Origin of the sequence: Cupriavidus sp. YAF13, assembly GCF_052113425.1 — a bacterium.
Classification (GTDB): Bacteria; Pseudomonadota; Gammaproteobacteria; order Burkholderiales; family Burkholderiaceae; genus Cupriavidus.
The window spans coordinates 163,706-188,676 of record NZ_JBFRDD010000007.1; the positions used below are offsets into that span (position 1 = coordinate 163,706).

General features: G+C 66.5%; 24 protein-coding genes. 16 read left to right on the plus strand and 8 right to left on the minus strand.

The genetic code is table 11. The annotated features are described in order from the left end of the window. Nucleotides 1-62: 62 nt before the first annotated feature. Nucleotides 63-506: a cyanase gene (gene cynS / locus AB4061_RS08345; protein ID WP_174425784.1), complete on the plus strand. Its 444-nt coding sequence runs from the start codon at nt 63-65 to the stop codon at nt 504-506. 161 nt (nt 507-667) lie between these two features. Here the strand turns inward: cynS and AB4061_RS08350 are convergent, their stop codons facing one another. Next, entirely contained in the window at nt 668-1,111 is a 444-nt protein-coding gene (locus AB4061_RS08350) for a nucleoside deaminase (RefSeq protein ID WP_441632644.1), read from the minus strand. Between the two features lie 149 nt (nt 1,112-1,260). Next, nucleotides 1,261-1,866 (minus strand): response regulator, encoded by a 606-nt coding sequence (locus AB4061_RS08355; RefSeq protein WP_441632646.1) that lies wholly within the window; start codon nt 1,864-1,866, stop codon nt 1,261-1,263. A gap of 383 nt (nt 1,867-2,249) precedes the next feature. On the opposite strand from AB4061_RS08355, the gene AB4061_RS08360 reads away from it, so the two are divergent. The 3 genes from AB4061_RS08360 to AB4061_RS08370 all read left to right on the plus strand — a co-directional run bounded on the left by AB4061_RS08360 (nt 2,250) and on the right by AB4061_RS08370 (nt 6,532). Beyond that, nucleotides 2,250-4,304 carry an ATP-binding protein gene (locus tag AB4061_RS08360; protein WP_441632648.1) on the plus strand — a complete coding sequence of 685 codons (2,055 nt, stop codon included), beginning with the start codon at nt 2,250-2,252 and terminating at the stop codon, nt 4,302-4,304. Then, complete coding sequence (locus AB4061_RS08365) at nt 4,301-5,947, plus strand: EAL domain-containing protein (protein ID WP_441632650.1); 1,647 nt, start codon at nt 4,301-4,303, stop codon at nt 5,945-5,947. The genes AB4061_RS08360 and AB4061_RS08365 overlap by 4 nt, the downstream gene beginning before the upstream one ends. A gap of 408 nt (nt 5,948-6,355) precedes the next feature. Further along, nucleotides 6,356-6,532 (plus strand): CsbD family protein, encoded by a 177-nt coding sequence (locus AB4061_RS08370; RefSeq protein WP_441632652.1) that lies wholly within the window; start codon nt 6,356-6,358, stop codon nt 6,530-6,532. Between the two features lie 99 nt (nt 6,533-6,631). Here the strand turns inward: AB4061_RS08370 and AB4061_RS08375 are convergent, their stop codons facing one another. Further along, the gene (locus tag AB4061_RS08375; protein WP_441632654.1) at nt 6,632-6,814 is read right to left on the minus strand and encodes a hypothetical protein; all 183 of its coding nucleotides are present in this window, start codon (nt 6,812-6,814) and stop codon (nt 6,632-6,634) included. A gap of 408 nt (nt 6,815-7,222) precedes the next feature. Between AB4061_RS08375 and AB4061_RS08380 the strand changes: the two genes are divergently transcribed. Beyond that, on the plus strand, nt 7,223-7,930 hold the full coding sequence (locus AB4061_RS08380) for a phosphoribosyltransferase (protein ID WP_441632656.1): 708 nt from the start codon (nt 7,223-7,225) through the stop codon (nt 7,928-7,930). A gap of 64 nt (nt 7,931-7,994) precedes the next feature. Here the strand turns inward: AB4061_RS08380 and AB4061_RS08385 are convergent, their stop codons facing one another. From AB4061_RS08385 to AB4061_RS08400, 4 genes are read right to left on the minus strand one after another with little or no spacing between them, the layout of a single operon-like run. Further along, nucleotides 7,995-8,507 carry a LeuD/DmdB family oxidoreductase small subunit gene (locus AB4061_RS08385; protein WP_441632658.1) on the minus strand — a complete coding sequence of 171 codons (513 nt, stop codon included), beginning with the start codon at nt 8,505-8,507 and terminating at the stop codon, nt 7,995-7,997. Then, nucleotides 8,504-9,811 (minus strand): 3-isopropylmalate dehydratase large subunit, encoded by a 1,308-nt coding sequence (locus AB4061_RS08390; protein WP_441632660.1) that lies wholly within the window; start codon nt 9,809-9,811, stop codon nt 8,504-8,506. The genes AB4061_RS08385 and AB4061_RS08390 overlap by 4 nt, the downstream gene beginning before the upstream one ends. After that, nucleotides 9,808-10,833, minus strand: coding sequence for a tripartite tricarboxylate transporter substrate binding protein (locus AB4061_RS08395; protein ID WP_441632662.1), 1,026 nt, complete (start codon nt 10,831-10,833; stop codon nt 9,808-9,810). Before AB4061_RS08395 ends, AB4061_RS08390 begins: the two co-directional genes overlap by 4 nt. A gap of 50 nt (nt 10,834-10,883) precedes the next feature. Further along, complete coding sequence (locus AB4061_RS08400) at nt 10,884-11,663, minus strand: GntR family transcriptional regulator (RefSeq protein ID WP_441632664.1); 780 nt, start codon at nt 11,661-11,663, stop codon at nt 10,884-10,886. A 662-nt stretch (nt 11,664-12,325) separates the two neighbouring features. On the opposite strand from AB4061_RS08400, the gene AB4061_RS08405 reads away from it, so the two are divergent. The 8 genes from AB4061_RS08405 to AB4061_RS08440 all read left to right on the plus strand — a co-directional run bounded on the left by AB4061_RS08405 (nt 12,326) and on the right by AB4061_RS08440 (nt 20,847). Further along, on the plus strand, nt 12,326-13,774 hold the full coding sequence (locus tag AB4061_RS08405) for a hypothetical protein (RefSeq protein ID WP_441632666.1): 1,449 nt from the start codon (nt 12,326-12,328) through the stop codon (nt 13,772-13,774). Between the two features lie 197 nt (nt 13,775-13,971). Beyond that, nucleotides 13,972-14,421, plus strand: coding sequence for a hypothetical protein (locus tag AB4061_RS08410; RefSeq protein ID WP_441632855.1), 450 nt, complete (start codon nt 13,972-13,974; stop codon nt 14,419-14,421). Next, on the plus strand, nt 14,418-15,113 hold the full coding sequence (locus tag AB4061_RS08415) for a C39 family peptidase (protein WP_441632668.1): 696 nt from the start codon (nt 14,418-14,420) through the stop codon (nt 15,111-15,113). Before AB4061_RS08410 ends, AB4061_RS08415 begins: the two co-directional genes overlap by 4 nt. Before the next feature lie 10 nt (nt 15,114-15,123). Beyond that, the gene (locus AB4061_RS08420) at nt 15,124-16,389 is read left to right on the plus strand and encodes a hypothetical protein (protein WP_441632670.1); all 1,266 of its coding nucleotides are present in this window, start codon (nt 15,124-15,126) and stop codon (nt 16,387-16,389) included. Between the two features lie 105 nt (nt 16,390-16,494). Further along, nucleotides 16,495-17,931: an acetate kinase gene (locus AB4061_RS08425; protein WP_441632672.1), complete on the plus strand. Its 1,437-nt coding sequence runs from the start codon at nt 16,495-16,497 to the stop codon at nt 17,929-17,931. 242 nt (nt 17,932-18,173) lie between these two features. Next, nucleotides 18,174-18,686, plus strand: coding sequence for a DUF1269 domain-containing protein (locus AB4061_RS08430; protein ID WP_441632674.1), 513 nt, complete (start codon nt 18,174-18,176; stop codon nt 18,684-18,686). Between the two features lie 233 nt (nt 18,687-18,919). Next, nucleotides 18,920-20,056 (plus strand): ABC transporter substrate-binding protein, encoded by a 1,137-nt coding sequence (locus AB4061_RS08435; protein WP_441632676.1) that lies wholly within the window; start codon nt 18,920-18,922, stop codon nt 20,054-20,056. Nucleotides 20,057-20,079: 23 nt separating this feature from the next. Beyond that, the gene (locus AB4061_RS08440) at nt 20,080-20,847 is read left to right on the plus strand and encodes an SDR family oxidoreductase (protein WP_441632678.1); all 768 of its coding nucleotides are present in this window, start codon (nt 20,080-20,082) and stop codon (nt 20,845-20,847) included. Nucleotides 20,848-21,059: 212 nt separating this feature from the next. On the opposite strand, the gene AB4061_RS08445 is transcribed toward AB4061_RS08440, so the two are convergent. Beyond that, a complete protein-coding gene (locus AB4061_RS08445) occupies nt 21,060-21,956 on the minus strand; it encodes a LysR substrate-binding domain-containing protein (protein WP_441632680.1) in 897 nt (298 codons plus the stop codon). Nucleotides 21,957-22,117: 161 nt separating this feature from the next. Here AB4061_RS08445 and AB4061_RS08450 point away from each other — a divergent pair, with 161 nt between their 5' ends. From AB4061_RS08450 to AB4061_RS08460, 3 genes are all read left to right on the plus strand, one after another. Next, complete coding sequence (locus AB4061_RS08450) at nt 22,118-23,479, plus strand: acyclic terpene utilization AtuA family protein (protein WP_441632682.1); 1,362 nt, start codon at nt 22,118-22,120, stop codon at nt 23,477-23,479. Further along, nucleotides 23,476-23,856: an AtuA-related protein gene (locus AB4061_RS08455; protein ID WP_441632684.1), complete on the plus strand. Its 381-nt coding sequence runs from the start codon at nt 23,476-23,478 to the stop codon at nt 23,854-23,856. Before AB4061_RS08450 ends, AB4061_RS08455 begins: the two co-directional genes overlap by 4 nt. An 88-nt stretch (nt 23,857-23,944) precedes the next feature. Continuing rightward, complete coding sequence (locus AB4061_RS08460) at nt 23,945-24,931, plus strand: Bug family tripartite tricarboxylate transporter substrate binding protein (protein ID WP_441632686.1); 987 nt, start codon at nt 23,945-23,947, stop codon at nt 24,929-24,931. Nucleotides 24,932-24,971 lie beyond the last annotated feature (40 nt).

Here is a 24,971-nt window from a genome sequence, read left to right on the forward strand (position 1 = left end):
GTGCCGCCCCGTCGCGGCATCCGCCCCCAAGCCAATCCAGAATCCAGAGGAGCGCAAATCCAATGAATCGCAGCGATATCACTGACCTGATCATCGAGGCCAAGGTCACCAAAGGCATCCGGTGGTCCGATGTGGCCGAGAAGGTCGGCAAGAGCAAGGAGTGGACGACCGCCGCGTGCCTGGGCCAGATGGCCTTCGACGCGCCCGGCGCGCAGGCCGTGATGGAGATCTTCGGCTTGCCGCCGGAGGCCGAGCCGTGGCTGCGCACCGTGCCTTACAAGGGCTCGCTGCCCACGCCCGTGCCGACCGATCCGCTGATCTACCGCTTCTATGAACTGGTCAGCATCTACGGGACGACCTTCAAGGCCCTGATCCACGAAGAGTTTGGCGACGGCATCATGAGCGCGATCGATTTCCGCATGGACCTGCAGCGCGAGGCCGATCCGAATGGCGATCGCGTGAAGATCGAGATGTCGGGCAAGTTCCTGCCCTACAAAACCTACTGACCGGGGCTGGCGCCCAGGCGCTTTGCGCCACGCAGAAACGGGTACGCCCCCTGTTCCGGCCTGCTGAAAATCACGCAGAAACGGGTACGGAGCGGCCCTGACGGTCACGCAGAAACGGGTACGCTTTGCTTTGCGGCCCGTTTTTGCGCATGGTTTTCGCCCTATGCCCCATACAGTTGCGCTGCTGTCATCCCCGCCGGCAGGCGCGTGAGCGGCAGCGGCGGCGGATCCAGCGGCAGGCGCAGCGCCTGGTAGGCGGCCTCGCTCGAAAGCCCGTAGGGTGCGGCGTCGGCATTGTCGAAGGCGTAGTACACCGCCTCCACGCCGGTCATGATCAACGCGGCCAGGCACATCGGGCACGGATGCCCGCTGGCGTACACCACGGCACCCTTGAGGCTCGGCCGGCCGAGTTTGCGGCACGCGGCGCGGATGGCCTGCATCTCCGCGTGCGTGGTGGGATCGAAGCTGTGCACGATGTCATTGACGCCGGTCGCCACCTGCTCGCCATCGAGCGTGAGCACCGCGCCAAAGGGGCGGCCGCCGCGCGCGCGATTGGCGTGCGCCAGGCGTACGGCTTCCCGCAGGTGTTGTTCATGGATGGACATGGGGATCTCCGGGAAGGGGGGTGTGGCTAGAGCAGATAGTCCTTTGCCGCACGCGATGCATGTAAATATGAAACTTTGCGCATCAGGGTATTTGAAAAAAATGATATACAATGGCGACGCTGAATCCCGCCATTGCGCCTGCCCAAATCCTAGGCTGGCGTGCCAGGGCCGACCTGCAAGGTCACCACCAGCGACTGCAGCACGGACATCGGGATTGGCTTGGAAAAGACGCGGATATGCCCGGGAATGCCGCCGCGGTCCGCAATGGCATGCTTGTCCAGCGAAGTCACCACGACGATGCGCGTGGCGGCAAACTCTTGCTGCGCGTCGATGGTCCTGCACAGGCGGAAGCCATCGATGCCAGGCATGATCAGATCCAGGAGGACAAGGTCGGGTTTGCTGCTGCCAATGAGCAGCAGGCCGTCGTATCCGTTCGTGGCCTCGAGTATTTCGACCGACGGGTTGAGGGTTTCCAGCGCCATGCGGTAAATCTGCAGCAGGTGTTCGTCGTCTTCCACCAGCAGTACGCGAAACGCCTTTCCCGCCGGGGCGGCTGCCGCTGTCGTGGGCGCGGCGGTCTGGCTGCGCTGGTCGGCCACCATGCGGTCGACCGAATCGGCCGGGATCCTGCGATGTCCGCCGTCGGTCTTCCACGCGGGCAGCCGGCCATTTTCGACCCAGAGCTGGACCGTGCGCAGGGAGACGCCCAGCATCTCGGCAGCGGTCTTGGTGGAATAAAAGCGCAGATCGGTCATATGGCCTCTTCAACTGACGCAACGCGCGCCGGGTGAGGCCGCGGCGTTACGTATCGTATTGTTTTCATTATTCTTCGGAAAGCTGCCTAAGCGCAACTTAATGCCAGGAAGACACGCAATTATGATAAAGCCTCGCTGAACCGTTGAAGTTAACGCTTCGCGATGCACCTGGCCGGCTACGCCGGATGTCCCGGGGCGATGGGCCAGTGCGAGCGGACTGGCGCAGCCGAATAGATCATACTGTGAAGTTTTGCCGCAAGCAGGCTGCCTTCAGGCAGCGGCACCCGGGGGGGTGCGCGGGGCGCACGCACGCGCGGACTAGTATCGAAGGCTGCGATTCACGGCTGTGATGAACAATATATTCGTTTTTTGGTAGCTTTCCCATGAGGCTGGAAATCTACCGACAGGCATTGGCAGGTGCGCATCGCTCCGCGAGACACCCGTTCTGGTCAGGCATTGTCATCGTGGCCTGCATCTGGTGCGCGCTCGCCGGCTTGGGGCTATGGGACCGCGAAGCCGAATTGCGGCACGTGCATGCTGGCCTGGCCCGCGTGGCCGGGCTGCTCGGCGAGCACGCCGAGCGCACGCTGGCCGAGGCCGACCAGATCGCGTCGCTCGTTGGTGGCGCGGTGGTGGAGCGCGGGCCCGCGTTGCCGCTGGCGCAATGGAAGCGTGGCGGCTACCTTGCCATCGACCCCTTTCTCGAGGTATCCGTGCTCGACCGCGCCGGCAGGCTGCGTGCATCCACCAGCGCTGGCTTCGAGTCGCTGGACCTGAGCGACCGCCAGTATTTCCGCGTACACGAGAGCCGCGCGCTGCCGTCGCTGTATGTCGGCATGCCGCTTGTCGGGCGTGTCAGCGGCCGCTGGTCCGTGCAACTGTCCCGGGGTATCGCGGGCGCCAAGGATGGCCGCTTCGCGGGCGTGGTGGTGGTGTCGCTCGACCCCGGCGACCTGTCGCGGGTCTACGCCAAGGCGGGCCTGGGGGATTCCGGCACTGTGCTGCTGGCGGGCACGGACGACTTCGTGGTGCGCGCGCGCTGGAGCCAGGAAAGCAGCCAGCCAGGGCAGGTGCTGATGCCCGGCTCCGCGTTGCGCGGGGCGCTGGCCAGCGCGCAGGACAGCCTCATCACGGCCGTCGGCGGGTTGGATGGCGTTCGCCGCATCTACGCCATCCAGCGCTTGCCGGGGCGCAATCTCGCGGTGCTGGCAGGTATCAGCAGCGATGCGGCCCTTGCCAGCTATCACGACCGCTTGCGCGCTGGGATCGCGATCGCCGGCATGGTCACCGTACTGGTGATGTTCTTCCAGGTCAGGCAGTTCGTCGCGCTGGGCCAGCTCGCCGCGCTGGCCGACCGCGAGACCGTGGTGCGCGATATCCTGGCCGAGAAGAAGCAGCATTTGCGCGGGCTGTTTCTGGCCATGCCCGACGGTGTGGCGGTGTTTGGCCGCGATCGTGTGATCGACGAGACCAATACCGCGCTGTGCGAACTGCTAGGCGTGCCGTTGTCGCGGCTGCGCGGCGCCACGCAACGCGAGTTTGTCCACTGGCTCTACCGCGGCCGGCGTGCGGCGCGGCAGGCCTGCCGTGCCGAGCAGCTCCTGGCGGAGCTGGACCGGGCCGAGCCGGCCGGGGAGTTTGCCGGCATCGTCGAGTTCGACATGGCGGTGTCGCCCGCCTACGAGGTGCGCATCGTGCATGCGGCCAGCGGCGGCGGCCTGGTGCTGGTGCTGCGCGACGTGACGACGCAACTGCGCCATGACCGCATGAAATCCCATTTTGTCTCCGCGGCCGCGCATGAGCTCAAGGCGCCCGTGGCGGGCATTGCTGGCTATGCCGAACTGCTGAGTGCCGATGTGGTGCCGGTGGAGCGGCGCAGCGGCATTTATCATGCCATCCACGCCCGCGCCAGCCAGCTCAATGCGCTGTTGTCCGACCTGCTCGACCTGGCCCGCATCGAAGCGCGCAGCAGCGGCATGCTCGAGCGTGAACGCGTGGAGGTGGCCACGCTCGTGCGCGAAACGGTGGCGGGCGAGTTCGCCGAAGCCGGCAGGGTGCGCGTGATCGATGCCGGCGTGCCGCTGCACGTTTTGGCGGACCGCGCGCAATTGACACAGGCGGTACGCAACCTGATAGAAAATGCGCTGAAGTATTCTGACGGGAAAGACGAAGTTACCGTCACGGTCGAGCCCCTGCCGCTAGAGCAGGAAAAGGTCTCGGTCAGGGTCGAGGATCGGGGTATCGGCATGACGAAGGAAGAAGCGGGCATGGCGTTCGACAATTTTTACCGGGCCAACCGGCAGGGCAATACAACGGGGAACGGCCTGGGCCTGGCGATCGTGCGCGAGATCGTGGCGGCGCATCAGGGGCAGATCACGCTTGCCAGTGAGATCGGCAAGGGCACCATCGTCACCCTCAGCCTGCCGGCGGCAATATGAAGCGCTGTCTGCGGGAAGAAGCCGGCCGCGCGGGGGCGCGGCGGCCCGCCGTGCTGGCGGCGTTGCTTGCCACCGGCCTAGCGCTATGGCTGAGCGCGATGCTGGCCGCGCACGATGCGCGCGAGCGCGTGGAGCGCATGTCGTCGGCGGTGCGCGACAACCTCGAACTCGCGCTGGCCGATACGCTTGACATTGCCTACCGGGACCGCGCGCTGGCAGGCGCACCCTGCCGCGGCGTGGCGCGCCAGTTGCAGGAGCAGGTTGCCTACACCGCCTATATCCGCGATGTGGTGCTGGTGGCGCGCGGCATGCGCTATTGCTCGGCGGTGCGTGGCGAGATCGCGACCCCGCTGGGCGAGCTGCTGAACTGGCGGCCCGGGTTGCAGTACCACCTTGCCAAACCCCATCGCGGCAGCAGCATGGCGCTCGCCGTGTTCTTAGGCACCGTCCCGGGCAGCGGCGTACTGGTCTGGGTGGAGGGGCGTTACCTGGCCGACATGGTGCAGTCGGCGGGCAAGCTGGGATTTCCCGGTATCGAGATCGAGGTGGCGGGCACACGCTTCATGCTCAGCGGCGGCGCTGGCGATGAAATGGGCGACGCGGGCGAGCCTGCCGTCGCCCCAACCCTGGTGCGGCGTGATGACGCCGGGCAGGGCGCGCACGGCATTGTCGACATCCGGCCACTGGCGGGACACCCGATCACCGTCATCGCGAGCGCGCCGCACGGCCTGGTGCTGCAAAAATGCCTCAAGTACATGGTGCTGCCACCGCTGGCCGCGGGCATCGCCGCGCTGGTGGTGCTGGGGCTGCATTCGCGCCGGGCGGCGCGCCGCTCCGTTGCCGCGGACATGCAGCGCGGGCTGCGCAATGGCGAATTCGTGCCTTACTACCAACCGCTGGTCGATCTCGAAAGCGGGCTGTGCGCGGGGGTGGAAGTGCTGGCACGCTGGGCACACCCGCGGCGCGGCTTGCTCGAGGCGGAGCATTTCATCCCGGCCATCGAGCAACAGCATCTGGCGGTCGCGCTGACGCTGAACCTGATCCCTCGCGTGCTGCGCGATCTCGAGTCGCTGGCGTTGCCGCCCGCGTTCCATCTCGCCTTCAACGTCACCAGCGAGCACTTCGACGATGCGGGCTTCTGGGCCGAAGACTCGCCGCTGTTCGCGCTGCTGCGGGCCAACGTGACCCCGGTGCTGGAAATCACGGAGCGCGATGCCGTCTCGCTCGTGGAGCACCAGCGCAGTGCGATCCAGCGCGCCAAGGCACGCGGCATCAAGCTGGCGGTGGACGACTTCGGCACCGGCTATTGCGGGCTGGCCTACTTCAAGCAATTCGAGGTGGACTTCCTCAAGCTCGATCGCATCTTTGTGCAGGCCGATCCTGGCGACAAGGTGAGCGGGCAGATTGTCGACGTCACCATCAACTTTGCCCACGCCCTGGATCTGGCGGTGGTGGCTGAAGGCATCGAATGCGAGGCGCAGCGCGCGTGGCTGGCGGGCAAGGGCGTGCGCCTGGGGCAGGGCTATCACTTCGCGCGCCCGCTGACGCGGGCCGGGCTATGCGAGTGGCTGCCCGCGCATCTCGAGCGCGGCACGCCGGCAGCGTTGCCCGGCAGCAGCCTGGGTGTGCCGGAGCGCGTCTGATCCTGTTCCGCCTGACCGGTCTTTGCGCAAATATGAAACATCCCCCCCCTATTTTTAATTGATAAAAATGATATAGAATCCGCGTGTAGCCTTACTTTCCCCGTCGGGCTATGCGCCTCCCTGCTGGTATCTCCTTGCCGGCCAGCGCCTCGTGTTCCCACGCGAGGCGCTCTTTTGATTTCCCAGCGGATTTCCCTGTCTCCCGGACGGCCGGGCCTCGTTCGCGTGGGCATTCGTCCTACAGGGCTTACAGCCGCCACCTGACACGCAAAGCCGCCGCGGCTGCCTAAGCTGATCTCAGCGCCCTCCTGTCCATGCATGTGGACACGGCGCGGGCACGGCGAGATTGCCGGCCGCGCCGCCGGAGGGCGATTCATTCCTGTACCGTCGCTAAAACTGGAGCTGACCATGAACAAGGATCAAGTGAAGGGCCGTATCGAGGAAGCCAAGGGCAAGGTGAAGGAAGTTGCCGGGAAGATGACCGGCAGCGTCAGTACCGAGATCAAAGGCAAGGCGGAGCAGATCGCCGGCAAGACGCAGGCCGCCTATGGTGACGCCAAGGAAGACGCCAAGCGTGGCCGCTAGCGCGTGAGCGCCATGGCGCAATGGAAAACGCCGCGGATGCCCGGGGTCATGCGACCTGGGGCATCCGCGGCGTTGCTGCATTCAGCGGTTCAGAGCGGCTTAGCTGAAGCACTCGTTGTAGAAGCGAGTGGCCGTGCCCACCGGCCGGAACGTATACGGCAGCTCGGCAAGCGCCGCTGCGTCGAGCGAGCCGTATGGGATATCGAGGCCGAGGCCGCTGGCGTCAGTAAACGCCTGTTCCTTGCGCTGGGTGTCGTGCGTGGATTTGTGATGCGTGCTCATGTGCGTTCTCGCTGAGTCTGACTGGCGTGCCACGCGGTGATGCCTCGTGGCTGGCGCTGGTGAAATGGCGATCCCTGTGGCTGCCATCGATGCGGGCCATCTTAGCTAAACGCGCCGGAAAGATAATCCGGCCCTGGCAAAATACACTGTTGCGCAATCCCATCCAATGGTGCGCGGGCCGAGGCGCCGCCAGCACGTGGCGCGCTGATCGGGCATGCGTGGTGCCTTAGCCGTCCCATCCGGCATTCCTTTCCGGATTCCCTTTCCCCATCTCGATTCACCGGCCTTATCGGTCTATATTTGGCTAGTGCACGCGCACGCCGCGTTGCCTCGCTGCCGTGAGCGCGTGCCGGCACCGCTGCGGCACTGGCCTGCCCCGGCCCGACCGACCCACTGCAGGAGCCAGCCATGTCACGCTTCCCGCCGTTGCCGCCGTGCTTTGCCGATCGCCGCGAAGCCGGGGTCTTTCTTGGACGGCACCTGGCGGAACGCGGCTTTGGCGCCGCCGAGGCCGGCGAGGCGCCGTTGGTGCTGGCGCTGCCGCGCGGCGGTGTGCCGGTTGCCTTCGAGGTGGCGCGGATCCTTGAAGGACGGCTCGATATCCTGCTGGTCCGCAAGATCGGTGCTCCCGGCTATCCCGAGCTGGCGCTGGGCGCGGTGGTGGAGGGCGACGCTGCCGGCAGTGCGCCGCTGACGGTGGCCAACGACGATCCCTGGACGCGCCGCGCACGCGAAAGTGGTTCGTTCGATGCCGAGCGCGGCCGCCAGCTCGACGAGATCGGGCGGCGGCAGCGGCGTTATCGCGGTGATGCCTCGGTGCCGGCCATGGCTGGGCGCACCGTGATCGTGGTGGACGATGGCGTGGCAACCGGTGCCACCATGCGCGCCGCGCTGGAAGGCGTGCGCCGGGCGCAGGCAAAGCGGGTGGTGGCGGCCGTGCCAGTGGCCTCCATCGAGGGCGAAGCCAGCCTGCGCGCATCGGCGGACGAGGTGATCTGCCTGAACGTGCCAGCCAGCTTTGGCGCCGTGGGCGCGTTCTACCTGGATTTCAGGCAGACCACCGATGAGGAAGTGATGGCCCTGCTGCGCCAGTACGCCTGCTGGCGCCCGGCTTGAGATTGCGCGGCTGCCTGCGCGGCTGCCTGTGCGGCTGCCTGTGCGGCTGCCTGTGCGGGCGCGTTTAGCGCTGCGCCGCCAGCCTGGCCCGCAAATGCGGCACCAGCCCGCCGGCCTGCAGCAGGGCACGCAGAAATTCGGGGATCGGCTCGCACGCCACGCGCTTGCCATCGGGCAGCATCAGGCAAGCCTGCGCAAGCTCGAGCCGCGCGGTGCCGCCATCCACCAGGTGTGTGACATCGGGGCAGATCAGCGCCGGCAGGCCCAGATTGATCGCATTGCGGTAGAACAGGCCGGCGAAAGACGGCGCGATCACCGCGGCCAGGCCGAGATGGCGCAGTGCCTGCGGCGCCTGCTCGCGCGAGGAACCCACGCCAAAATTACGCCCGGCCACCAGCAGGTCGCCGGGGCGCACCGTGGCTGGAAACTCGGGCCGCAGCCCGGCCAGGCAGTGGCGTGCAATCTCTTCGACACCGCCCTTCATATGGGCGCCGGGTGCCATCTGGTCGGTATCCACGTTGTCGCCAAAGCGCCAGATCCGGCCGCCCGGAAGGGGAGGGATGGGGGCTGGGCTCATGGCAGCAACCCGCGCGGGTCGGTGATGCTTCCGGTGACGGCGGACGCCGCCACGGTCAGCGGCGAAGCCAGCCAGACCGCGCTGCCGCTCTCGCCCATGCGGCCGGCAAAATTGCGCGCGGTCGAGGCGATGGCGCGGCTGTTGGCAGGAAAGCGGGAAGGGCCATAACCCGCGCACGCGTTGCACGCATTGGGCAGCAATTGCGCCCCGGCATCCAGCAGGATGGCCAGCGTGCCCTCGCTCTCGGCCTGGCGCTGGTCGCGCCGCGAGGCGGGCGCCACCTGCAGCGTGACCCCCGGCGCCACGCGCCGGCCGCGCAGCACGCTGGCAGCCATGCGCAGGTCCTCCAGCTTGGCGCCGGTGCAGGCCCCCAGGTAGGCGATGTCCACGCGCTGGCCGGCGGCCTGGTCGACCGGGCCGGTGTTGGCCGGCGAATGCGGCGCGGCCACCTGCGGCGCCAGCGCGGCCGCGTCGAAGCGGTGGTTCGCCAGCACTGGCGCGCCCGGCTCGGTGCGCCAGTGCGAGAGTGTGATGGCGTCGAGCGTCGCGGCGGGCACGCCGGCCTGCGCCAGCCAGGCCTGCGTGGTGGCGTCGGGCGCGATCAGGCCGGTCTGTGCGCCAAGCTCCGCGCTCATGTTGGCAAGCGTCATGCGTTCCTGCATGGGCAGGGCCATCACGGCCTCGCCGGTATATTCGATGGCTTCATAGCGCCCGCCGTCCAGTCCTAGCCGGCCACACAGGAACAGCATGATGTCCTTGGCGCAAACCCCGGCAGAGAGCCTGCCGTCCCATTGCAGGCGGATGGTATGCGGCACGCGCAACCAGATCTCGCCGGTGGCCAGCACGCCAGCCATCTCGGTCGCGCCGATGCCGAACATATAGGCCCCGAACGCGCCCCCGGTGGGGCTGTGGCTGTCGCCGCCCACGATGAAGCGTCCCGGCAGCACGTGGCCGTGTTCGGGCAATACCAGGTGGCAGATGCCTTCGCCGTCGATGAAGTGGGGCAAGCGCGCCTCGCGGACCCAGTCGCGGGTGAAACGCACGATGGCCTCTGCCTCGGGATCGGCCGCGGGCAGGTAGTGATCGGTCACCACCACATAGCGCTCCGGGTCCCACACTTTGGCGCCCAGTTCGCGCAGCAGCGGCGCCACCCGGCGCGGGCCGCTGGAATCGTGCGACATGGCCAGGTCCACCCGGCACGTCACGATGGTGCCCGGCGTGACCGTCTCCAGGCCGGCAGCCCGGGCAACCAGCTTCTGCGCCAACGTGGCCGGCGTGTGGGCGGGGCCGGCAAGCGGTCTCATTCCGGCGTGGCTCCCGAATACTTGACCACCTTGGCCCAGCGCTTGATGTCATTGCGCACGAAGGCGGCAAAGGCCTCTGGCGAATTGCCGACCGGTTGCGCGCCGTCGAGCTCCAGGCGCTTGCGCACCGCGGGTGCCTCAAGGCCCTTGCGGGCAGCCTGGTAGAGCGCCTGCAAGACGTCCGGCGGCAGGCCAGCGGGGCCGAACAGGCCGAACCAGGCGCTGGACTCGAACCCCTTGACGGTGGCGCCGATCGGTGCGACCCCGGGGAACTGCGGCAGCGGCGCCGGGCTGGTGACGCCAAGCACCTTGAGTTTCCCGGTCCTGACGTGCGGGAGCACGTTGAAGGTACTGGCGAACATCAGGTCGACCTGGCCCGAGAGCAGGTCGGTAATGGCCGGCGCGGTGCCCTTGTAGGGGATGTTGACGATGTAGGTGCCCGTCATCATCTTGAACATGTCGCCGGCCAGGTGCACGGACGAACCCACCGAGCCGATCGCAAAATTCAGCTTACCCGGCTGGCTCTTGGCCAGCTGGATCAATTCCGGGATGTTATTCGCGGGCAGGCTCGGCGAGGCAACCAGCACGCTGGGAACGGTCGCCACCAGCGTGATCGGCGTGAAATCCTGGACCGGGTCGAAGGGCAGCTTCTTGTACAGCGTGGCGTTGATGGTGTGGCTGGTGAAACTCATCAGCAAGGTGGTGCCGTCGGGTGCGCTCTTGGCGACCAGGTCGGCGGCGATATTGCCGCCGGCACCCGGGCGGTTTTCCACCAGCACAGGCTGGTCCAGCTCCCGGGACATCTCCTGGGCGATGGTGCGCGCCAGCGTGTCCGTGGTGCCGCCGGCGGGCGCCCCCACCAGGATGCGGATGGGTTTGCGCCCGGCCACCTGGGCGCGCGCTGACGGCGCCTGCGCAAGCAAGGCAAGGCTGGCGGCGCCGAGCAGCCCGCGCATTGCCTTGCGGCGCGAGGGGTGTGTGAGCGCTTGGGAGCGTGGTCGGCCCATGCGGGGTGCAGGCATCGCGGTTTCCTTCCAGGATGATCGTGAGCGTGCAGTATCGCTTGCTTTTCTTACTCGCGCAGCCCCGTTCGTGCTTCGCGCTCCACCCATACGTTGGCGCTGTCGCCGCCGGCGGGAGACAGCTCCATGCGGTACTCGTAGCGGTCCGGACGGTATTGGCCGAGCAGGAATTGCACCGGGCGGCCAGCCTTGTCCAGCACCACGCGGCGCACCGCCAGCAGCGCACCGCCTACCGGCACGTCCAGCAGCGGCGCTACCACCACGTCGGCCAGCCGGGCCGAGAGCGTTTGGGTGGCGCGCCCAAGCTGCACGCCCGCGGCCTCGAGCAGGCGCAGCATCGGCGTGATCTCGAGATCCTTGCGGTTCAGGCCGCGGCCCAGGTCGGCCGGCAGATAGGCCGTGATGTGCGACAGCGGGCGGCTGCCGTAGTGACGCACGCGCACCACCTTGACCACCGGGTCGCCCGGCTGCAGGCCAAGCGCTTCGGCGACTTCCGGGGTGGCATGCACATCGTCGATCGAGATCACCTTGACCGAGGTCTTCTGGCCCATGTCGATGATATTGTCGAGCAGGCTGCCGGGCCGGTCGCCGAGCGTGACCGGCTTGATCGGATGCGGGTTGACGAAGGTGCCAAGGCCACGGTGACGGCGTACCAACCCCTCCTGCACCAGGCGATCGAACACGCGCCGCATGGTCACGCGCGAGGCGTGAAACTGCTTGGCGAGGTCGATTTCACCGGGCAAGGGGCCTTGACCAAAGCGGCCTTCCACGATCTGTTGGCGTAGTACCACGTAAATCTGGTGATACAGGGGAACGACGGCTTCACTCATGGTTTCCCTTGTGATTGGGCGACAGGTTTGAATTAGCCTTAATGTACTTTAAATCAGACATAGAGCCTAGTCATGTTGCTGCATGTTGCTTATTAGTTGCTTAAACATTGCGAAGGCGTTGCGCGCGCGCACCGCATGGGCAGCATGCAGCGCAATCACCATACATTAAACCCCCTGCGCGGCAGGGCAACGCATGCCGTGCCTGACTGCAACGGCCGGGTGTCATCCGAAGGCTTGAGACCCGTCGCGAGCGGCGACCAGCGCACCGGCAGCGAGGCGTGTTTCATTCCTGATACAGCGCTTGCGGCCAAGGGTTTTCCTTAGGAACCCCGCTAAAGGCCTGATAGCAGGGAATTTTCGGCTGTCCCGGGGAAAGCCTGTCCATGCAGTGCGTCCGGCCGTGTCACAGCCGTGTGACATGTCGTGTGCGGTTCACAGCGGCGGCGCCCGCGCCCGTCGTCAGGAAGCTAGAGAAAGGCTGATTTGAAGGCTTTGTAGCCCTTGTGCTTCAAGGGATCGCGGGATTTGAGCCACTCCCTGGCACTGATTATGCGCAATGAGAGGCTGGTTTGGCGGAATGCCGGACCTGAGCCTCTGGCCGGCATTCTCCCCGAGTGCCGGTGCGAGGCTGAGCCGCTGTGACATCCTCCTGGGAGCTTTGTATGAAAAAGACCTTACTTGCGTCGGCGATTGCTTTAGCCCTTGGGGCTGGCGGTCAGGCCTGGGCCAATCCGACGAACAACAATAGCGCGAAATCATTTGGCAGTAACACACAAACGGCCACTGCAACTTCAACTCAGTCCGGTAGTGGCGCTGCGGCAAACGAGAACTCCACGGCGTGGCAGGATTCCAGCACTCACACCAAGGTAGACACCAAGACCTCGACGAAGAACACCACCGTTACCAAGACCAACGCCGATAACAAGGGCAAGGTCACCTTCGACGACGGCTATGGCAACGCTGGCGCCAACAACGGCAGCACGGCCACCGCCAACTTCAGCAACTCCTTCAACAGTAGCAAGGCCATCGCCATCAGCAAGCTGTCTGGCTCGGTGAGCGGCATCTCGATCGGCAATATCGGCAACGTTGCCACCAACAACGGCAATGCCAATGGCGGCGCCGGTGGCAAGGGCGGCGCTGGCTATGGCGGCACCGGCAAGGGCGGCACTGGTGGCAATGGCGGCAACAGCGGCAACGGCGGCAGCGGCGGCAGCGGCGGTTCGGCTACCAATGGCAGCGCCACTGCGGGCTATGCCTCCAATGGCAGCGCCAGTGCAGGCGACGGCGGCAATGGCGGCAAGGCCGTTGGCTGGGGCGGCGACGGCGGCAACGCCAGGGCGTCTGGTGGCGATTCGCTTGCTGGCAGTGCTGGCCTGGGTGGCAAGGGCGGCGGTGTCTACAGCGACGGCGGCGGCGCGCTTGGCGCGGCGAAGACGGGCGGCGGCGGCAAGGGCGGTAGCGCCGGCAGTGACGGCGGTGGCGCGCTTGCGGCAAGCGTTGGCCTCGGTGGCGACAGCAGAGCCAGGGGCAACAATGGAAGTGGTGGCAACGGCAGTGCCGGTACGGCTACTGCGGCTGGCGGCGCCTCAACGGCATCGGGTGGCTCCGGTGGCTCCAGTGGCTCTGGCACGGCTGTGGCGACCGGCGGCGCAGCCAGCGGCACGGGCGGCGCAGGCGGCTCGGGTAGCGGCGGCGCAGCGACCTCTACTGCCGGCGCAGCTAGCGGCACGGGCGGCGCGGGCGGAGCCCAAGCCAGCGTGGGCGGTAACGGCGGTGCAGGCGGCAGCGCGACCAATGGCGGCGCATCGACCATGGCCAGCAACGGCAGCGCAACGGCCGGCAACGGCGCGGTTGGTGCGGCATCCGGCGGCGGTGGCGCTGGCGGCGTGGGCATGGGCGGCACTGGTGGTACCGGTAATGGCGCAGTGGGTGGTGCCGGCGGTGCCGGCGGTAGCAACTCCGTCAATGCTGGCACCTTCAATATGTCCAACACCATGACCAGCGTTGGTCAGTCGGCGGCGGGCATCATGATCGCCAACCAAAACAGCGGCTTCGCTTCGCTGGTGCAACAAAGCGTCAACGTCCAGGCCAACCTGGCGGTCGGCAAGTAAGGCAAGTGCGCGGCGGTGGCGTGCGCAGCGGGTGGATGGCCCGCACGCACGTTCCGCCGGCACGGCTTGACTCCGGCAACTTAGGGCATTCCGGCGCGTTGCTCGTGTCCGGGATGCCCCATTCGACGAAGAGTCCACTCGTCTTTTGCGTGGCCGCCAGGATGGGGGCGGCATACGGAAGGCTGAAGGAGACACCAATGCGATCGGTCCGCTCCGCTGTCATCGCGATGACGACAGCAATCCTCGTTTGGCCAGGCCTGCAGGCCTGCGCCGAGCCGCAGCCCGCGGGGCCATCTGCCGCAGTGCCCGCGGCCAACACCGGCACCGCCACGGAACATAGCGCGGCGGCACCGGACCAAATACCTCCCGCGACCGCACGTGAGCGCGGCGTTCTCGCCGGTCTCGGCAAGCCTGTCGGCAGCGACAAACTGCAGGATATCCGTGGCGGCTCCGAACTCGTGGTCAATGACATGCGTCTGGCCGGCACGGTGGCGGATAACAGCGCCAACCGTGTGATCAGTGGCTCCAACAGCATTGCCGAAGGGTCTTTCGCCAGTGCCGCGGGTTTGCCTACCGTGATCCAGAACACGGGTTCCAATGTGCTGATCCAGAACGCGACCATCATTAACGTCCAGTTCAAGCCATGACGCTGCGCAAGCTGCTCTTGCAGGCCACGCTGCTGCTGGCTTCGGCCAGCGCACCGGTGGCCTGGGCCGACTACGCCGTCGTCACGGGCGATGGCGGCAACTACTACAACGTACGCGTGACCAGCCTCAAGGAGGCGCGGTACAAGACCACCATTCGCCAGCAATACGACTTCAGTTGCGGCTCCGCCGCCGTGGCGACACTGCTCACCTACCAGTATGGCTATCCGGTCAACGAGCAGACGGTGTTCCAGAACATGTACGTCAACGGCGACCAAGCCAAGATCCGGCAGGAGGGCTTTTCGCTGCTGGACATGAAACGCTTCCTGGAGTCGCGCGGCTTCCAGGCCGACGGCTATGAGCTGCCGCTTTCCAAGCTGGAGGAAACCCAGATCCCGGCCATCGTGCTGGTGATCGAAAACGGCTACCACCATTTCGTTGTGGTCAAGGGCGTGCACGGCAACCGCGTGCTGGTCGGAGATCCGGCGCTGGGCACGCGCGCGCTGTCGCGCGAGCACTTCGAGCAGATCTGGGACAGCCATTTGCTGTTCGTCATTCACAACCGCGAGGAATCGGCGCGGTTCAATCTCGCGGCCGACTGGCGCATAGCGCCAAGCGGCCCTTATTCGATGGGCATCAACCGGGATAGTCTGTTCTTCACCGTCATGCCTTCGCATGGCGGTAGCGATTTCTAAGGAACGTACCATGTTCCAGACATCCTCAAAGCCAGCGCAGCGCCGCCGCCGCGGCCGGGCCGGTTCGGCCACCGCGGTGGTGTTGCTTGGCGCTGGCCTGGCCTGCGCCGGGCAAGCGCGGGCCGACGAAGGCACCGGGATCGAGGCGCTCGACTTGCATAGCGAGTCCGGGCCCGCTGGCCTTGCCGCAGCGCCGGCCGTGCCGGAGCAATCCAATAGCCGGACCGATAGCCGGACCGATAACCCCTACCTGGCTGCCGCGCTCGGCAGCATGGCCGGCCGGACGCCGGCCCAGCAAGAACCCATTGCGGCGCCCCTGGCGGACCACCCCGCCGAAGCCGCACCGAATGCCGCGCCGGATGCCGCGACAGATAGCAGCGGCGCGCTCGAGGCCGCATCCGGGCCATCCGGTCCATTGAATACCAAGGATCTCCAGGCCCCGGCACCACCGCCGGCGGCGCCGTCCGACACGGTTGCCTGGAAGCCGGTGGCGGATGAACACCTGCAAGACCTGCGCGGCGGCTTTGCCGCAGCCGCGCGTCCGGCCGCCGAGCCGTCCGGCGACCCCGCCATCGCGACGCCTGCAGCCGTGCGCGCGCAAGCACCGGCACCGCAGGTGCACGCGGCTCGCACCACCATGGCGAGCTGGAAACCCGTGGCGCAGGAGCGCCTGGATGACCTGCGTGGCGGCTTCGACGTTGGCGGCGGGCTACAGGTTTCGTTCGGTATCGAACGCTCCGTGCTCATCAACGGTGCGTTGGTGGTGTCAACCAGTCTTACTATTCCCGATGTGAGCCGCATCACCGCCGATCAGGCGACACGGTTGGCCGCGGCACTCGGTGTGGCGACCGGCGCCGGGGCGGCGGCGGCCACGGCCGTGGGCAACGCGCTGGCTTCCAATCCCGTGACTGCCGGCACCAGCGGGGCCAACGGCAGCAGCGCAGCAGGAGGCAGCAGTAGCAGTACCGGCACCAGTGTCAGCGCCAGCGCGGGCACCGTGGTGACCAGCCTGCCGGCGACAGCGATCGCGGCGGCCGGTGCCACGGTAACCACTAACGGTGTGCTGAGCCTGATCCAGAACGGGCCGGGCAATAGCGCCGCGGCGAGCATGCTGGCCGGTGCGCCGGTGACGGTGATTCAGAACACGTTGAACAATCAATCGATCCAGAACCTGGTGACCATCAACGCAGGGGTTAACACCTTGCAGGCATTCCGCGCCCAGGTGGCCAACGCGACGTTGAACAGTGCATTGCTCAGTGCAGCCGGCAGGCATTGAAGACGGACGACTGGCAGCAAGTTGCGCAAAGAGAGAGGCAGTATGGGTTAAGCAGGTTGCGGACTCCTGTACGAGGGAGTCCGCCGTCCGGGGGAGGAAGGCGAAATGAAAAAAGGGTCGCTGCGAGGCATCCGGCAGGCCGGGTGTTCGACATTGCTGTTGCTGGGCGGGATGGCACAGGGCCAGACCCCCCCCGATGAAGGACCAGCCGCGGCAAAGCTGGAAGCGCTAAAGCGGGAGGTGACCGAGCAGGCCGCCACCCTGGAGCAGATGAAGCGCTCGATGGCGGAGCAGGAGGCCACCATCCGCGAGTTGCGCAGCGTGCTGGGCACCGACGTGCTGGCAAGAAAGCGCGGCGGCCAGCGCGCGCCTGGCACTGGCGGCGTGACCCCAGGAGATACCGCCACCAATGCCGCCGCCGCCGCTGCCGGCTCGGCGGGCACGCAAGGCTTGCCCAATACCAACAACCTGCCGCAAGCCAGCGACAGTCCCCCTAACAACAACCAGAGCGGTGCGCAGGACAGCACCCAGATGGCCGTCGCCGGCGACGAGCAGCCGGTGGGCAAACCCCCCGAGGCCAACACGGCCCCGCCTGCGATCGCGCCGATCTTCGACCAGCCCGGCGTGCTGACACCCCCTGGCAAGCTGGTGGTCGAGCCAAGCTTCCAGTACGGATATTCGTCCAGCAACCGGGTGGCGCTGGTTGGCTACACCATCATCCCCGCGATCCTGATCGGCCTGATCGATGTGCGCGAGGTCAAGACCTCGACCTACATCGAAGCCGTCGCGTTTCGCTACGGCCTCACCAAGCGCCTGGAGATCGAGGCCAAGGTGCCTTACGTGGAGAGTTCCGGCTCGACGATCAGCCGTGAAGTCTTCACCGGTACCGCGGTCGATAACGTCTTCAATGCCAGCGGCAGGGGGCTGGGCGACGTGGAAGCCACAGTGCGCTACCAGATCAATTACGGCAACGAGAAAATGCCGTACTTCATCGGCTGGCTGCGCTACAAGTCCGCCACCGGCAAGAGCCCCTTCGATGTGGTGACCGATTGCGTGACGCGCTGCGTGGGCAATACCACCGGCACCGGCTTGCCGCTGGGGCTGCCCACGGGTACCGGCTTCCAGGCGATCCAGCCAGGCATTACGTGGTTGTTGCCGACCGACCCGGCGGTGTTTTTCGGCACCTTCAGCTATCTGCACAATTTCGCGCGGGACAATGTCAGCCGCACGGTACTGAACGGGCAACAGGAGTCGCTTGGCAAGATCGCGCCGGGCGATATCTTCGGCTTCAATTTTGGTATCGGCCTCTCGCTCAACGAGCATGCCTCGTTCAGTATCGGCTACGACCAGAGCATCATCTGGCCGACCAAGCAGAACGGCTCGACGGTGCCGGGCTCGGTGCGGGTGACGCAAGGCACCTTGCTGGTGGGCTATTCCTATCGCTTCAACAGCCGGTACACGCTGAACGTATCGGTCGGCGCCGGGCTTACCACCGATACGCCAAACCTGACGGTAACCGTGCGCTTGCCGATCACATTCTGATGCAAGCGGCGCACTCGGACCGGAGGAAAACGGCGCGAGGTGACGCGTGGGCGGCATCGCTGCGATGTTGCCTTGCGCTCCCCCCGCGACTGGCGTACAAATGAAAAAACCCGTCCCCAGGGCGGATACGGATGCACCTCCACCATCTGGCTTGGCATGGTTGCGTGAAGGCGACTCCGCATGCACACCGCTGCCGGGATAGTCCGAAACGGCCTGACGTGGCCTGAAGCGAGGAGAGAGTCATGCGCAAACGTATCTTCTGGTTGTTGCCCGATCTGGTGAGTGCTCGCCGCACCATGGACGACCTGCTGCTGGCTCGCATCGAGAACAGCCACATCCACTTTGTCGCGCGCGATGGCGCCGATATGAGCGGCTTGCATGAAGCCAACCTGTTCCAGACTTCCGATATCGTCCATGCCGCCGAGATGGGGCTGATGGTGGGTGGCGGCATTGGCATCGTGGCGGGCGCGCTGGTGGCGATGTTCCCGATTGTCAGCGAGACCCCGCAATGGGGCCTGGTCGGCGTGCTGGCGGTGCTGGGCGCGGTGTTCGGCGCCTGGGCGTCCAGCATGATCGGCTGCTCCGCGCCCAACAGCCGGCACAAGGCTTTCGAAAAGGACATCGAGGAAGGCAAGATCCTGCTGATGGTGGACGTGCCGCGTGGCCGCGTCGAGGAAATCGAAGCGCTGCTGCAATCGGCACATCCGGAAGCCCGCTTCGCCGGGCTGGATCCGGCCGTACCCGCTTTTCCCTGAGTTCTCCCTTGCGCTTGCCCTGACGGGCAGGACTGCACCGTTGTCACGCCGAGGCTCGGCGGCCTGAGGGCCGCCTGCCCGGCGGGCCGGCGCCCGCTATTTCCCCTCCTGAGCCGCGTTCGCAACAGCGATTTGCCGAGTCGCCTTGCTTTGAGGTAATTTGCTTGTCGCCGCGCCTATCCGTGGCGCGCATGACAAAAGCAAAAGATTCGCAAACGAACGAGGGGTCGGAGATGAAGACAACATGGATAGCGTGCGGCCTGCTGGCCGCCACGCTGGGTGGGCTTGCGCCACTGGCACAGGCCGAGCAAGGGGTCACCAGGACCACCATCAAGATCGGGCAATCGGCCGGGGTGACCGGGCCGGTGGCGGGTTCGGTCAAAGAGCAGATCGCCGGGGCGCAGGTCTACCTGAAAACGGTCAATGCCAACGGTGGCGTGGGGGGACGGCGCATCGAGCTGGTGACGTACGACGACGGTTTCGACGCCAAGCGCACGCCCGACAATGTGCGCAAGCTGGTCCAGGAAGACAAGGTATTCGCGCTCTTCATGGTGCGCGGCACGCCGCAGAACGAAAGCATCCTGCCCATCGTCAACGCCGAGAAGGTGCCGCTGGTGGCGCCGCTGACCGGCGCCATCACCTTGCACCGCCCGGTCAACCGCTACGTGTTCAACGTACGTGCCAAGTACCAGGACGAGGTGGCCCGCGCAATCAACCATCTTGCCACTTCGGGCATGACCCGCATCGCCATCTTCTACGCCAACGACGGCTTTGGCCAGGACGTGTTCGAAGGCTTCAGCACCGCGCTGCAGGCGCGTGGCGTGCAGCCGGCGGCCAGTGCCTCGTTTGCGCGCCCGATGGGCGATATCCAGCCCGGTGTCGCTGCCATCAACAAGGCCAATCCGCAAGCGGTGCTGGTCATCGGCTCCGGCTCCGAGGCGGCGCGCCTGATCAAGGAGCTGCGCCGCGGCGGCAGCCAGGCGCAGTTCGTCACGCTGTCCAACAATGCTGCGGATTCCTTTATCAAGGAGCTCGGCGAGGATGCGCGCGGCTTGATCATCACGCAGGTGGTGCCAGGCACCAACTCTAGCCAGATGAGCATTGCCAGCGAATACCGCAGCCTGGCGCGGCAACAAGGCGTGGACCCGAGCAATGCCGGCATGGAAGGTTTCATGTCGGCCAAGGTGCTGGTGGAGGGCCTGCGCCGTGCCGGGCCGGACCTGACGCGCGAGCGGCTGGTCGGCGCGCTGGAGAGCCTGCGCGACTATGACCTCGGCGGCATCCTGATCAGCTACAGCCCGACGCGGCATACGGGTTCGTCGTTTGTCGAAATGTCGATCGTGTCGTCCACCGGCAAGCTGATCCGCTAGGCCCGCTGCGGTATAGTCGCCGCATGGCTACCTTACCTTTTTCCCTCGAAAGCCGCGTGGCGCTGGTCACCGGCGGCGCGCAAGGCCTGGGCCAGGCGATTGCCGCCGGGCTGGCGCAAGCCGGCGCACACGTCATCGTCGCCGCGCGCAATGCCGAGCGCGTGCATGCCGCCGTTGCCGCGCTGGCCGCTGACGGCGGCCGCGCCGAGCCGCTGGTGCTCGACGTCACCGATGCAGCCGCGGTCGACGCCGCCTTCGCCCACATCGATGCCACGCATGGCCGCCTGGATATCCTCGTCAACAACGCCGGTGCGCGCAACCGCAGCAATATGGCGCACCTGGATGCGGCGGACCTGCGCGAGATGCTGGAGACCAACCTGGTGGCGCCCTACGCCCTGTGCCGCCACGCGGCGCAGCTGATGCGGCGCGGGCGCTACGGGCGCATCGTCAATGTCAGCTCGATTGCGGGGCAGGTGGCGCGTGCCAACGATGTGCTGTATCCCGCTACCAAGGGTGGGCTCGATGCGCTGACGCGCGCCATGGCAGCGGATCTCGGGCGCGACGGGGTGACTGTGAATGCGGTTGCGCCCGGGTATTTTGCTACCGAGCCCAATCAGCCGATGGTGGATGATGCTGGCGTTGCCGAGTGGTTGCGGCAGAGGACCGCGCTTGGGAGGTGGGGGCAGCCGGAGGAGATTGCGGGGGCGGTGGTGTTTCTGGCTTCGGGGGCGGCTTCATATGTGACTGGGCATGTTTTGGCGGTGGATGGGGGGTATCTGGCGCATTTTTGATTTTTGGTTTTGGGTGCAACTGCAACTGCAACTGATTGACTTCAAAGTCAAAAGCCACTGCAGTTTCACCACCCCTGCGGGGCGGCGACCTACTTTTTTGTCTTGCCAAAAAAGTAGGCAAAAAAGGCGCGCCGGATGGGGCGACACCCCCTCGGGATTGCGGTGGAGTTGCCGATCTTGCTGGTTTCGGCGGGCCTGTGCGCGCCGCCTGTTCAGGCCGCCTTGCCCTTCTTGAAATGTGCTTGCAGCGCTTCGATCATCGCTGCCGCCGCCGTCGAATCTCCCCGCTCCTTCAAGCGCACCAGGCAAATCTCCCGCACCAGCGATGGCAGCTGCATGGGCCGGATGGCCAGGCTTTCTTGCTGGAACTGGAATAGCGCCAAGGCCGGCACCACGGTCACGCCAAGTCCGGCCGCTACCAGCGCGGCGACGGTGGCCAGGTGTTCCACTTCCATGACCCCGTTGAGCTTGAGCGGATGGAGCGCGGCGTCCAGGTGCTGGCGTACGCTGCTGGTCCGGGATAGCTGGATGAAGGGCAGGCCGGCCAGCGCTTGCGGAGTCACGCGCCGCCGATTGGCAAGGGGATGGCCAGCGGGGCAAACCAGGTGGAAGGTGTCCGTTACCAGGGGCTCGATGCGCAGGTCGCTATCCTGCGCGGGGGCGGGCGCCAGCGCAAAATCCGCGCGGCCGCGCCTTACCAGGTCGATGCAGCCGTCCGCCAGCAGGTCAAACAGTTCGATGGCGATGCCGGGGTAGCGCTGGTGGAAGGCGGCCAGGATCGGCGGCAGGTCGCCTGCCGCCAGCGAGGGCAGCGCGGCGATCGAGACGCGTCCTTTGCGGCGTTCGGCATGGTCGCGCAGCTCCGCGAAGGCGGTCTCGAAATCGGCCAGCAACCGCGCCGCCACGTCTTCGAAGCGCCGTCCTTCCACGCTGAGTTCCACGTGGCGCGTGGTGCGCTCGAACAGCCGCGCGCCGGCTTGCTCCTCCAGCGTCTGGATCAGCGCGCTGAAGGCGGATTGCGACAGGTGGCAGGCCTGCGCCGCGCGGGTGAAGTTGCGGTGCGTGACCAGGGCCACAAAGGCGCGCAGGTGTTTGACGGAGAGGTTCATTGGCAAGCGCCAGCGGCTTCGATTTAATCTGGAAAGTCGATAGATTAATCCAAATTATCCGCTTTTTGGTTGACGGCGGTACGTCTAGAATAGCCGCATCGGCCCGCAACCCCGCGCACGGCCAGCCTTTGTTCACCCGGTTCTCACCAGGCTTTCATCCTATGACCGCCCCTTTGCTGATCGGCTCCGGCGCCGGCTTCTCCGGCGACCGCACCGACGCCGCCCTGCCCGTGGTGCGCACGCTGATCGCAGCCGGCGGGCCGGCCGTGCTGATGTTCGAGACGCTGGCCGAGCGCACGCTGGCGCTGGCCCAGCTGGCGCGCCGCAACAATCCCGCCCACGGCTACGAGCCCCTGCTCGACGCCCTGCTCGCGCCGGTGCTGGGGCTGTGCCTGGCCAACGGCATTCCCATCGTCGGCAATTTTGGCGCGGCCAATCCCCATGCTGCGGCGCAGCGCGTGCGCGCGCTGGCGGCGGAGCTGGGCCTGGCACCGCCACGGGTGGCGGTGGTGGAGGGCGACGATCTCTCGCACGACGCGGGCCGAGCGGTGCTGCGCAAGATTGTGGGCGCGGGCTTTCCGGATGCACGCTTTGTTTGCGCCAACGCCTACATTGGCGCGCGCGGCATTGCCGATGCGCTGCGCGCCGGCGCGCAGGTCGTGGTGTGCGGCCGCGTGGCGGATCCCGCGCTGGCGGTAGGCCCGGCCATGGCGCATTTTGACTGGTCGTGGCAGGACTGGGACCGCCTGGCGCGCGCCACCATGGCCGGGCATTTGCTGGAATGCGGGGCGCAGGTCACCGGCGGCTATTTCGCCGATCCCGGCATGAAGGACGTGCCGGATGTGCACGCCGTCGGCTATCCCATCGTGCGCTTGGACGAAGATGGCAATATCGAAGTGAGCAAGGCGGCGGATACGGGCGGCTGCGTGGACCTGCGCACGGTCAAGGAGCAGCTCCTCTACGAAGTGCACGACCCCGCCGCCTATCTGACGCCCGACGTCATCGCCGACATCAGTGCGGCCACCGTCGAGCAGATCGGCCCGGACCGCGTGGCGGTGCGCAATGTGCGTGGCCGCGAGCGGCCCGAACAGCTTAAGGCCAACCTGTTCTACGAAGGCGGCTGGATCGCGGAAGGCGAGATCTCGTACGCCGGCCCGAACGCCGCGGCGCGTGCGCGCCTGGCTGCGCAGATCGTGCGCAAGCGCATGGATCTGCTCGGCCATGCGGTGCCGATCCGCTTCGACCTGATCGGTGTGCTGAGCGTCTTTGCCGACGATGGCGGCCGCCTGCTGCAACAGACACAACCCGGCGAGGCACAGGCGCAGGACGTACGCCTGCGCGCCGCGCTGGCGCACGAGGACAAGCCCGTGGCCGAAGCGCTGCTGCGTGAAGTCAATGCGCTGTACACGTGCGGCCCCGCCGGCGGCGGCGGTGTGCGCACCGCGTTGCGCGCGCGGCTGAACGCCATGTCCTGCCTGGTGCCGCGCAGCGCCGTCACCGCAAGCCACTCCCTGCTGCCATGAACGCAACCGCTACTGCAACCGCTACCGCAACCGCTACCCCTGCCACCATCGCGCTCTACCAGCTCGCGCACGGACGCACGGGCGACAAGGGGGATCGCTCCAACATCAGCGTGATCGCCTACGACGCGCGCGATTTCGACCACCTTGTCGCGCATGTCACCGAGGACGCGGTGGCGGCGCTGTTCCGCCACCGCCAGCCGGCGGCGGTCAAGCGCTACCTGGTGTCCTCGCTGCAGGCGATGAATTTCGTCATCGACGGCGTGCTCGATGGTGGCGTGAACGATGCCCTCAACCTGGATACGCACGGCAAGGCACTGTCTTTCCTGCTGCTGCAACTGGAGATCCCTTTGCCTCCGCGGCTGGCCGGCGCCGGCTGAAGCAGAACACCGAAGCAGAACACCGAAGTAAAGCGACAAACCAAAACGACAAACCAGAACGATTCCAGATTCGAACAGGAGACCAAAAATGTCCGCATACAGCAAGCCCGCTTCCCGCCTGAAGGTGGTCACCGGCATCGCCGCCGCGGCGCTCGCGCTGCTGGCCGGCCCGGCGCAGGCGGAGTTTCCGGACAAGCCGATTCGCTTTGTGGTGCCGTTCGCCGCCGGCAGCGCCACGGACCAGCTCGCCCGCGCGATCGGCCAGGCCATTACGGTCGATGCCAAGGTGACGGTGGTGGTCGACAACAAGCCCGGCGCCAACGGTTTTATCGCTGCCAGCGACGTGGCCAAGGCCAGCCCGGACGGCTATACCGTGCTGATCAGCACCAACACCACGCATGCGGCCAACGAGCATCTGTTCAAGAAGCTGCCCTACGATCCGGTCAAGGACTACGTACCGGTGACCGCGCTGGGCCGTGGCGGCCAGATCATGGTGGTCAACCCGCAGTTGCCGGTCAACAACGTCGGGGAATTCATCGCACTGGCCAAGAAGGAGCCGGGCAAGCTCAGCTTTGGCAGCGGCAGCTCGTCCTCGCGCATTGCCGGAGAGCTGTTCCAGCAGATGGCGCATGTGCAGTTGCTGCACGTGCCCTACAAGAGCAACCCGCTGGCCATCACCGACCTGCTGGGCAACCAGATCCAGATGATGATCACCGATACCGCCACCGGCCTGCCCCAGGTCAAGAGCGGCAAGCTCAAGGCGCTGGGCGTGTCGGGCAAGACGCGCTCGCCGCTGGCGCCCAGTGTGCCGACCATCGACGAGGCCGGCGTCAAAGGCTATGAGATGAGCTACTGGTTCGCTGCCTACGCGCCGGCCAAGACGCCGCAGCCGGTGGTGGACAAGCTCAACGCCCTGATGGTGAAGGCTGCCAGGAGCGAGACGGCGGCAAACTTCTACCAGTCCACCGGCACCGACGTGTTCACCAGCACGCCCGCGGAGCTGGCCAAGTTCCAGGCGCAGGAATCGGCCAAGTGGGGCCGCATCATCAAGGCCGCCAACATCCAGCCTGAGTAAGGCATGGCCGGCGGCCTCGCCGTGCGATCCACCTGCACGG

What these genes read in the sequence shown, in the direction of transcription:
- cynS (WP_174425784.1), top strand. Translation starts at nt 63, where the DNA reads ATGAATCGCAGCGATATCACTGACCTGATCATCGAGGCCAAGGTCACC.
- AB4061_RS08350 (WP_441632644.1), bottom strand. Translation starts at nt 1,111, where the DNA reads ATGTCCATCCATGAACAACACCTGCGGGAAGCCGTACGCCTGGCGCAC.
- AB4061_RS08355 (WP_441632646.1), bottom strand. Translation starts at nt 1,866, where the DNA reads ATGACCGATCTGCGCTTTTATTCCACCAAGACCGCTGCCGAGATGCTG.
- AB4061_RS08360 (WP_441632648.1), top strand. Translation starts at nt 2,250, where the DNA reads ATGAGGCTGGAAATCTACCGACAGGCATTGGCAGGTGCGCATCGCTCC.
- AB4061_RS08365 (WP_441632650.1), top strand. Translation starts at nt 4,301, where the DNA reads ATGAAGCGCTGTCTGCGGGAAGAAGCCGGCCGCGCGGGGGCGCGGCGG.
- AB4061_RS08370 (WP_441632652.1), top strand. Translation starts at nt 6,356, where the DNA reads ATGAACAAGGATCAAGTGAAGGGCCGTATCGAGGAAGCCAAGGGCAAG.
- AB4061_RS08375 (WP_441632654.1), bottom strand. Translation starts at nt 6,814, where the DNA reads ATGAGCACGCATCACAAATCCACGCACGACACCCAGCGCAAGGAACAG.
- AB4061_RS08380 (WP_441632656.1), top strand. Translation starts at nt 7,223, where the DNA reads ATGTCACGCTTCCCGCCGTTGCCGCCGTGCTTTGCCGATCGCCGCGAA.
- AB4061_RS08385 (WP_441632658.1), bottom strand. Translation starts at nt 8,507, where the DNA reads ATGAGCCCAGCCCCCATCCCTCCCCTTCCGGGCGGCCGGATCTGGCGC.
- AB4061_RS08390 (WP_441632660.1), bottom strand. Translation starts at nt 9,811, where the DNA reads ATGAGACCGCTTGCCGGCCCCGCCCACACGCCGGCCACGTTGGCGCAG.
- AB4061_RS08395 (WP_441632662.1), bottom strand. Translation starts at nt 10,833, where the DNA reads ATGCCTGCACCCCGCATGGGCCGACCACGCTCCCAAGCGCTCACACAC.
- AB4061_RS08400 (WP_441632664.1), bottom strand. Translation starts at nt 11,663, where the DNA reads ATGAGTGAAGCCGTCGTTCCCCTGTATCACCAGATTTACGTGGTACTA.
- AB4061_RS08405 (WP_441632666.1), top strand. Translation starts at nt 12,326, where the DNA reads ATGAAAAAGACCTTACTTGCGTCGGCGATTGCTTTAGCCCTTGGGGCT.
- AB4061_RS08410 (WP_441632855.1), top strand. Translation starts at nt 13,972, where the DNA reads ATGCGATCGGTCCGCTCCGCTGTCATCGCGATGACGACAGCAATCCTC.
- AB4061_RS08415 (WP_441632668.1), top strand. Translation starts at nt 14,418, where the DNA reads ATGACGCTGCGCAAGCTGCTCTTGCAGGCCACGCTGCTGCTGGCTTCG.
- AB4061_RS08420 (WP_441632670.1), top strand. Translation starts at nt 15,124, where the DNA reads ATGTTCCAGACATCCTCAAAGCCAGCGCAGCGCCGCCGCCGCGGCCGG.
- AB4061_RS08425 (WP_441632672.1), top strand. Translation starts at nt 16,495, where the DNA reads ATGAAAAAAGGGTCGCTGCGAGGCATCCGGCAGGCCGGGTGTTCGACA.
- AB4061_RS08430 (WP_441632674.1), top strand. Translation starts at nt 18,174, where the DNA reads ATGCGCAAACGTATCTTCTGGTTGTTGCCCGATCTGGTGAGTGCTCGC.
- AB4061_RS08435 (WP_441632676.1), top strand. Translation starts at nt 18,920, where the DNA reads ATGAAGACAACATGGATAGCGTGCGGCCTGCTGGCCGCCACGCTGGGT.
- AB4061_RS08440 (WP_441632678.1), top strand. Translation starts at nt 20,080, where the DNA reads ATGGCTACCTTACCTTTTTCCCTCGAAAGCCGCGTGGCGCTGGTCACC.
- AB4061_RS08445 (WP_441632680.1), bottom strand. Translation starts at nt 21,956, where the DNA reads ATGAACCTCTCCGTCAAACACCTGCGCGCCTTTGTGGCCCTGGTCACG.
- AB4061_RS08450 (WP_441632682.1), top strand. Translation starts at nt 22,118, where the DNA reads ATGACCGCCCCTTTGCTGATCGGCTCCGGCGCCGGCTTCTCCGGCGAC.
- AB4061_RS08455 (WP_441632684.1), top strand. Translation starts at nt 23,476, where the DNA reads ATGAACGCAACCGCTACTGCAACCGCTACCGCAACCGCTACCCCTGCC.
- AB4061_RS08460 (WP_441632686.1), top strand. Translation starts at nt 23,945, where the DNA reads ATGTCCGCATACAGCAAGCCCGCTTCCCGCCTGAAGGTGGTCACCGGC.